Source organism: Micromonospora sp. U56, assembly GCF_018070095.1.
In the GTDB taxonomy this organism is placed as follows: Bacteria; Actinomycetota; Actinomycetes; order Mycobacteriales; family Micromonosporaceae; genus Micromonospora; species Micromonospora purpureochromogenes.
In genome coordinates this window covers 40,216-46,264 of the sequence record NZ_JAGPYL010000043.1, presented here as the reverse complement: position 1 = coordinate 46,264, position 6,049 = coordinate 40,216, and the positions used below count along the sequence as shown (strand labels likewise).

Sequence of the window (6,049 nt, the reverse complement as noted above, 5' to 3'; positions counted from 1 at the left end):
GCCCAGTGGGAGAAGCAGGCCGCCGACCTCGTCGCCAAGCACTGGAACAACTGACCCACCCTGAACCAACACGCTGGCCGGCACCCCCGAGCGGGGTGCCGGCCAGCGGCATATCCGCCCGGGAACCCACCCCGTCCAACCGGATCTTGGACACTTACCGTTCCCTCGGAACGACAACTGTCCAAGATCGCCCCGGACCAGGGGATGCCACGCGGGGGCCGGGCGCTCTGGTGATGCGCCGGCGACCCGGGGAACGCCGATGGGTCCACGCCTGTTCGCGTGGACCCATCGGATACGGCTCGGCCGTGCGTACGACGGCTCAGACGGCGCGGCGGCCCTCGAAGGCGCGGCCGAGGGTGATCTCGTCGGCGTACTCCAGGTCGCCGCCGACCGGCAGGCCGCTGGCCAGCCGGGTGACCGAGATGCCCATCGGCTTGACCATCAGCGCCAGGTACGTCGCCGTCGCCTCGCCCTCGGTGTTCGGGTCGGTGGCCAGGATCAGCTCCCGCACCGTCCCGCCGCTGAGCCGGGTCATCAGCTCGCGGATACGCAGGTTGTCCGGCCCGATGCCCTCCAGCGGGTTGATCGCCCCGCCGAGCACGTGGTAGCGGCCCCGGAACTCACCGGTCCGCTCGATCGCCACCACGTCCTTGGGCTCCTCGACCACGCAGAGCACCTCGTCGGTGCGGCGCGGGTCGCGGCAGATCCGGCACTGGTCGGACTCGGCCACGTTGTAGCAGGTGGTGCAGAACCGGACCAGCTCCTTGACCTTGCGCAACGCGCCGGCCAACCGGTTGACGTCGGCGGGGTCCGCCGACAGGACGTGGAACGCGATCCGCTGGGCACTCTTCGGGCCCACGCCCGGCAGCCGCCCCAGCTCGTCGATCAGATCCTGGATGGCACCTTCGTACATCAGCCGGCTCAGAACCCGGGCAGGCCGAGGCCGCCCATGCCGCCGGCGACCGGACCCATCTTCTTCTCGGTCAGTTCCTTGGCCGCCTCGGCGGCGTTGTGCAGGGCCGCGACGACCAGGTCCTCCAGAGTCTCCACATCCTCCGGGTCGACGGCCTTCGGGTCGATCTTGATGCTCTTGATCTCACCGGCACCGGAGACGGTCGCGGTGACCAGGCCGCCGCCGGCGGTGCCGGTCAGCTCGGCCTCGGCCAGCTCGGCCTGCGCCTTGGCAATCTGCTGCTGCATCTTCTGCGCCTGCTTCAGCATCTGCTGCATGTTCGGCTGTCCACCTGGGCGCACGGAGGGCTCCTTCTCGCACTCGTCTGCTCGGCCGCGCCCAGCCTAGTCGGGCGGCGGCACACGTCCTCGTTGGCCGGCGCGCGCTCAGCGCGCGTCGACCTCGTCGATCTTCTCGGCGCCGAACGCCTCCCGGAGCAGCTGCACCGCCTGCTCCTCGCTGGACTGCCGGGCGGTCCGCTCGTCGATCACCTCGTCCAGCGGCTCGTCACCGGGGTCGAACCCCTCGTACGCCGGGGTCGCCGCCGGCTGGGGGCGGCCACCGCCGCGCAACGGCCCGTCGAAGTCCGGGTCGTACGGCGGCTCGCCGGCCCAGTCGGCGTCCGCGGTCTTCCGCGTCGCCTGCGCAGGGCGTGCCGCCTTGCCCGTGCCGGCCGCCGCCGCAGCGGCCCGCGCCGCCGCGATCGCGCTGCTCACCGGCGCGCCGCCGGTCGCCGCCGCCGGGGCCGGCGACGGTGCCGACTGCGGGCCGGCCGGTCTCGGTACGGCGGCCGCGGTGGCCGTTGCCCCACCCGGGCGGGCTGGCTCCGGCCAGTCGTCACCGCCTGCGGTGGCGGTCGCGGCACCACCCGGACGGGCCGGCTCGGGCCAGCCCTCGTCGCCGCCGCTCGCACCGCCGGGTCGGGCCGGCTCGGGCCAGTCCTCGTCGTCTCCGGCACCGTCGGCCGGGCCGCTCGGGCCGCTCGCCGCCGGGCCGGTCCCGCCGTGGGGCGCCGGGCCGGTCCCGCCGTGGGGCGCCGGGCCGGTCCCGCCGTGGGTCCCCAGGCTGGTCCCGCCGTGGGGCGCCGGACCGGTTGGGCCGCCGGCCTGCCTCACACCACCGGGCTGCCCTGCGCCGAGCCGCCCTGTGCTGCCGGGCCGCCCGCTGTCGCTGCCCGCCGGGCCGCCGGCGCCACCGGGCTGTCCCGCACCATCGGGCCGCCCTGCACCGCCGGACCGCCCGCCGTCACTGCCCGCCGAGCCACCGGCACCGCCGGTAGGACCGGAGGGACCGTGGGTCGAACCGGCTGCGCCCATGGCGGTCCCAGCTCCCCCGGCCCCCGGGCCGCCGACCGAGCCACGGCCGGCAGACTGGCCAGCCGGACCCCCGGCGGCGCCACCGCCGGACGCACCCGCCGGGCCACCCGAACCCGCGCCGCCGGGAGCACCGGACGCAACGCGCGAACCCACGCCGTTCGGACCCACCGGACCGCCCAGGTCTCCACCGTTGGCCGCGTCGGACCGGCCTCCGCCGTTGGCCGCGCCGGCCTGGCCTACACCGCCGGCTGAGCCGGACGGGCCTACGCCGTTGGACGGGCCGGTCAGGTCGGCAGCGGCCGGGCCGGCGGGCGCGGGGGTCGGCGGGGAAGCCGGTCGGGTGGGAGCCCCCGCCCGGCTCGGGCCACTGAGCGTGGCCGCGCCACGCTCGCCGGCCACCTCGCAGCGGATCTGCCAGCGACCACCGAACTCCTCGTAGAGCGCGTCCGACAGCACGGAGATGTGGTTGCCCATCATCTGGGCGAGGACCGGCGACTTGACGGTCAGCACCACGGTGTCGCCGTCCACGTCACGGACCACGGCGTCGCGCATCAGCGCCGCCGCGGGCTTCTTGATCCGGTTGACCTTGGCGACGATGTCCGGCCAGGCACGGCGTACCGCGACGGCGTCCAGCGCACCCGGGGGGCTGCTGCCCGGGCGGGGCGGCGCGGGGGTGGCCGGGTCGGGCATCACCGCCTCCGGCGGCACCCGACGGGGCGCGGCCGGCGGGGTCACCGGCTCCGCCGCCGGGGCGGCCGCCGGCACGGAGACGTCCCGCGATTCCACGACGGGGGCGGGCGCACTCGGGGCGGCGGGGGCGGGCTCGGGGCGTACCTGGGAAGCGGGGGCGACCGGCGCGGGGCCGGCGGCGGCCGATGGCAGCTCGGCGCCACCCAGGGTGAGCCGGCGCTCCATCCGCTCCAGACGCTGGAGCAGGCCGCCGGTGGTGTCGTCGGCGCCGGGCAGCATCATCCGGGCACAGATCAGCTCCAGCAGCAGCCGGGGCGCGGTGGTGCCGCGCATGTCGACCAGGCCGTTGTGCACGATGTCGGCGCAGCGGGACAGGGTGCCCGGGCCGAGCCGCTGGGCCTGGGCGGCCATCCGCTCGACGTGGTCGCCCGGGCCGTCGATCAGACCCTTGGCCGCGGCGTCCGGCACCTGCTGAAGCACGATCAGGTCGCGCAGGCGTTCCAGCAGGTCGGAGGCGAACCGGCGCGGGTCGTGCCCGGCCTCCGCCACCCGGTCGACGGTGGCGTACGCGGCGGCGCCGTCCCCGGCGGCCAGCGCGTCGCACATCTCGTCGATCAGCGCGGAGTCGGTGACGCCGAGCAGCGCGGCGGCCCGGGCGTAGGTGACGCCCTCCGGCCCGGCGCCGGCGATGAGCTGGTCGAGCACGGAGAGGCTGTCCCGGGCGCTGCCGCCGCCGGCGCGCACCACCAGCGGGAAGACCGCCGGCTCGACGGTGGCGCCCTCCGCCTCGCAGAGCTGTTCGAGGTACGGCCGGAGCGTCTTCGGCGGGATCAGCCGGAACGGGTAGTGGTGGGTCCGCGACTTGATCGTGCCGAGGACCTTCTCCGGCTCGGTGGTGGCGAAGATGAACTTGACGTACTCCGGCGGCTCCTCGACCAGCTTGAGCAGCGCATTGAAGCCGGCCGACGAGACCATGTGCGCCTCGTCGATGACGTAGATCTTGAAGCGGCTGCTGGCCGGTGCGAAGAACGCCTTCTCGCGCAGCTCGCGAGCGTCGTCGACGCCACCGTGGCTGGCCGCGTCGATCTCGATCACGTCGATCGAGCCGGCGCCGTCGGTGGCCAGGGAGCGGCAGGACGCGCAGGTGCCGCAGGGCTCCGGGGTGGGGCCCTGCTCACAGTTGAGCGAGCGGGCCAGGATGCGGGCGCTGGAGGTCTTGCCGCAGCCCCGGGGGCCGGAGAAGAGGTAGGCGTGGTTGAGCCGCCCGCTGCGCAGCGCCTGCGACAGCGGCTCGGTGACGTGCTCCTGCCCGATGATCTCGGCGAAGGTGCGCGGCCGGTACTTGCGGTAAAGGGCCAGTGCCACCCGTACCGCCTCCTCTCGACCGAGCCATTCTGCGCCGGTCAGGCGCGGGTGACCACCCACCACCCCGTGACCCGACCCGCAGGTACGGTACCGGCGCCCGGAGACAAAAAGGCCTCCCGTGCACCCGGCAGAGCTCGCTTATCCTTGCTGCCTTCCGGCCCTGGGGAGGTTCACGAGATACCGCCGCACGGGAGGTGACACCCAGCCTACCCGAACCCGGGTGGATCATCAGGGGGTGGTGGGGTGGTCGGCCCGCCGAGTACCTGTATCCTGGCTCGCGGAGGATTCGCCTAGAGGCCTAGGGCGCACGCTTGGAAAGCGTGTTGGGTTAACACCCTCACGAGTTCGAATCTCGTATCCTCCGCTCTTCTGAGCAGCACAAACGCGAGGGCCGGCCCCATCGGGGACCGGCCCTTCGTCGTCTCTGCGTCGCTCTCGTCTCAGTTGTCGTCTCACTTGTCCTGTTCCAGCCAGCCTGCCGCCGGCCCGTCGCCGCTCTCCCCCGGCCGGCGCGGCGGGTCGCCCCAGAGCAGTCCGCCGAGCTGCTGCGCGATGTCCCGGCGTACCTGGTCGGTCATGTGCTGGTACCGGACGGCCATCGCCGAGTTGGACCAGCCCATGATGCCCATCACGGCGCGCCCGGAGACGCCGAGGACCAGGAGCACGGTCGCGGCGGTGTGCCGGGCGTCGTGCAGCCGGCCGTCCCGCACTCCGGCAAGCTTGAGCAGCCGTTTCCACTCGTCGTAGTCGGTCGCCTGGTGGATCGCCTCGCCGGTCGGTGAGGCGAACACCCAGCCCTCATCGCGCCAGAGCTGCGCGGCGATTTCGCGCTCGGCGTCCTGTTCCTTCCGGTGCTGCCGCAGCAGATCAATCAAGGCGGCCGGCAGGCCGATGGAACGTCGACCCGCGCGTGATTTCGTCTCCGCCGCAACCGGGCGTTGGTTCACTCGCTCCGGGCACTGGCCGGGCATCTTCTGCCCGCATCTTCCCTCACAGCCGTGCCGCCATTTCGGGCGGAGAAGCGCGCGACGCACGGTCAACGTCCCGTTATCCAAATCCACGTCCGTCCATTTCAGGCCGAGCGCTTCACCCTGCCGCAGGCCGAGGGCCAGAGCCACGGCCCAACGCGCGCTGTTCCTCCGCGATGCCGCCGCGCGGAGAATCGCCTGCACCTCCGGTACGGAGTACGGCCGCACCTCGGCATCGGGCAGTCGGGGCGGCTTAGCCAGCGCGGCGGGATTCCGCACGAGGTGCCCCCGGCGGACCGCTTCGCCGAGGGCAGTGCGGATGGTCCGGTGCGCCTGGTGGGCGGTGCCGGCCGCGCTGCCGTTGGCCATCATCCGGACGTACAGCTTCTCCAGGTGCTCCGGCTCCAAGCGGTCGAGGCGGTGGGCGCCCACACCGGGAATCAGGTGCCGACGGACGGCCACCCGATAGCCGTCAAGAGTGTTCGTGCGGACCACCGGGCCGGCGATGTTCTCGACCCAGTGCGTGAGCCACTTCTCGACCGTCCAGCGTTGCCCCGGCTTCCGGACCGTGCCGTTGTCGCGCTCGCGCTCCAGTGCGCGAACCTTGCGGATCACCGCGGCCTCGGTCTTCGCTTGGACATGGCGCCGGTCTGGCTTTCCGTCGTCCTTCACGCCGACGGTCACACGGCCATGCCACCAACCGTCGGCGCCGAGGTAGATGCTCGATGCCCCGTTGGGTCTGCGCCCCATCCGTCAGG

Annotated in this window: 4 protein-coding genes, 1 tRNA gene and 1 other RNA gene; 1 reads left to right on the top strand and 5 read right to left on the bottom strand. The window is 73.7% G+C overall.

Annotated elements, in window-relative coordinates; genetic code table 11:
* Positions 1-319: 319 nt before the first annotated feature.
* From recR to ffs, 4 genes are all read right to left on the bottom strand, one after another.
* Positions 320-913: a recombination mediator RecR gene (recR, locus tag KBX37_RS16490; RefSeq protein WP_179802253.1), complete on the bottom strand. Its 594-nt coding sequence runs from the start codon at positions 911-913 to the stop codon at positions 320-322.
* Positions 914-921: 8 nt separating this feature from the next.
* Positions 922-1,230 carry a YbaB/EbfC family nucleoid-associated protein gene (locus KBX37_RS16485; protein ID WP_218896632.1) on the bottom strand — a complete coding sequence of 103 codons (309 nt, stop codon included), beginning with the start codon at positions 1,228-1,230 and terminating at the stop codon, positions 922-924.
* Positions 1,231-1,338: 108 nt separating this feature from the next.
* Positions 1,339-4,323, bottom strand: coding sequence for a DNA polymerase III subunit gamma and tau (locus KBX37_RS16480; RefSeq protein WP_210776834.1), 2,985 nt, complete (start codon positions 4,321-4,323; stop codon positions 1,339-1,341).
* Positions 4,324-4,430: 107 nt separating this feature from the next.
* An RNA gene (ffs, locus tag KBX37_RS16475) (signal recognition particle sRNA small type) lies at positions 4,431-4,520 on the bottom strand.
* 82 nt (positions 4,521-4,602) lie between these two features.
* Between ffs and KBX37_RS16470 the strand changes: the two genes are divergently transcribed.
* Positions 4,603-4,687, top strand: a tRNA-Ser gene (locus KBX37_RS16470).
* Between the two features lie 88 nt (positions 4,688-4,775).
* On the opposite strand, the gene KBX37_RS16465 is transcribed toward KBX37_RS16470, so the two are convergent.
* The gene (locus KBX37_RS16465; RefSeq protein ID WP_210776833.1) at positions 4,776-6,041 is read right to left on the bottom strand and encodes a site-specific integrase; all 1,266 of its coding nucleotides are present in this window, start codon (positions 6,039-6,041) and stop codon (positions 4,776-4,778) included.
* Positions 6,042-6,049 lie beyond the last annotated feature (8 nt).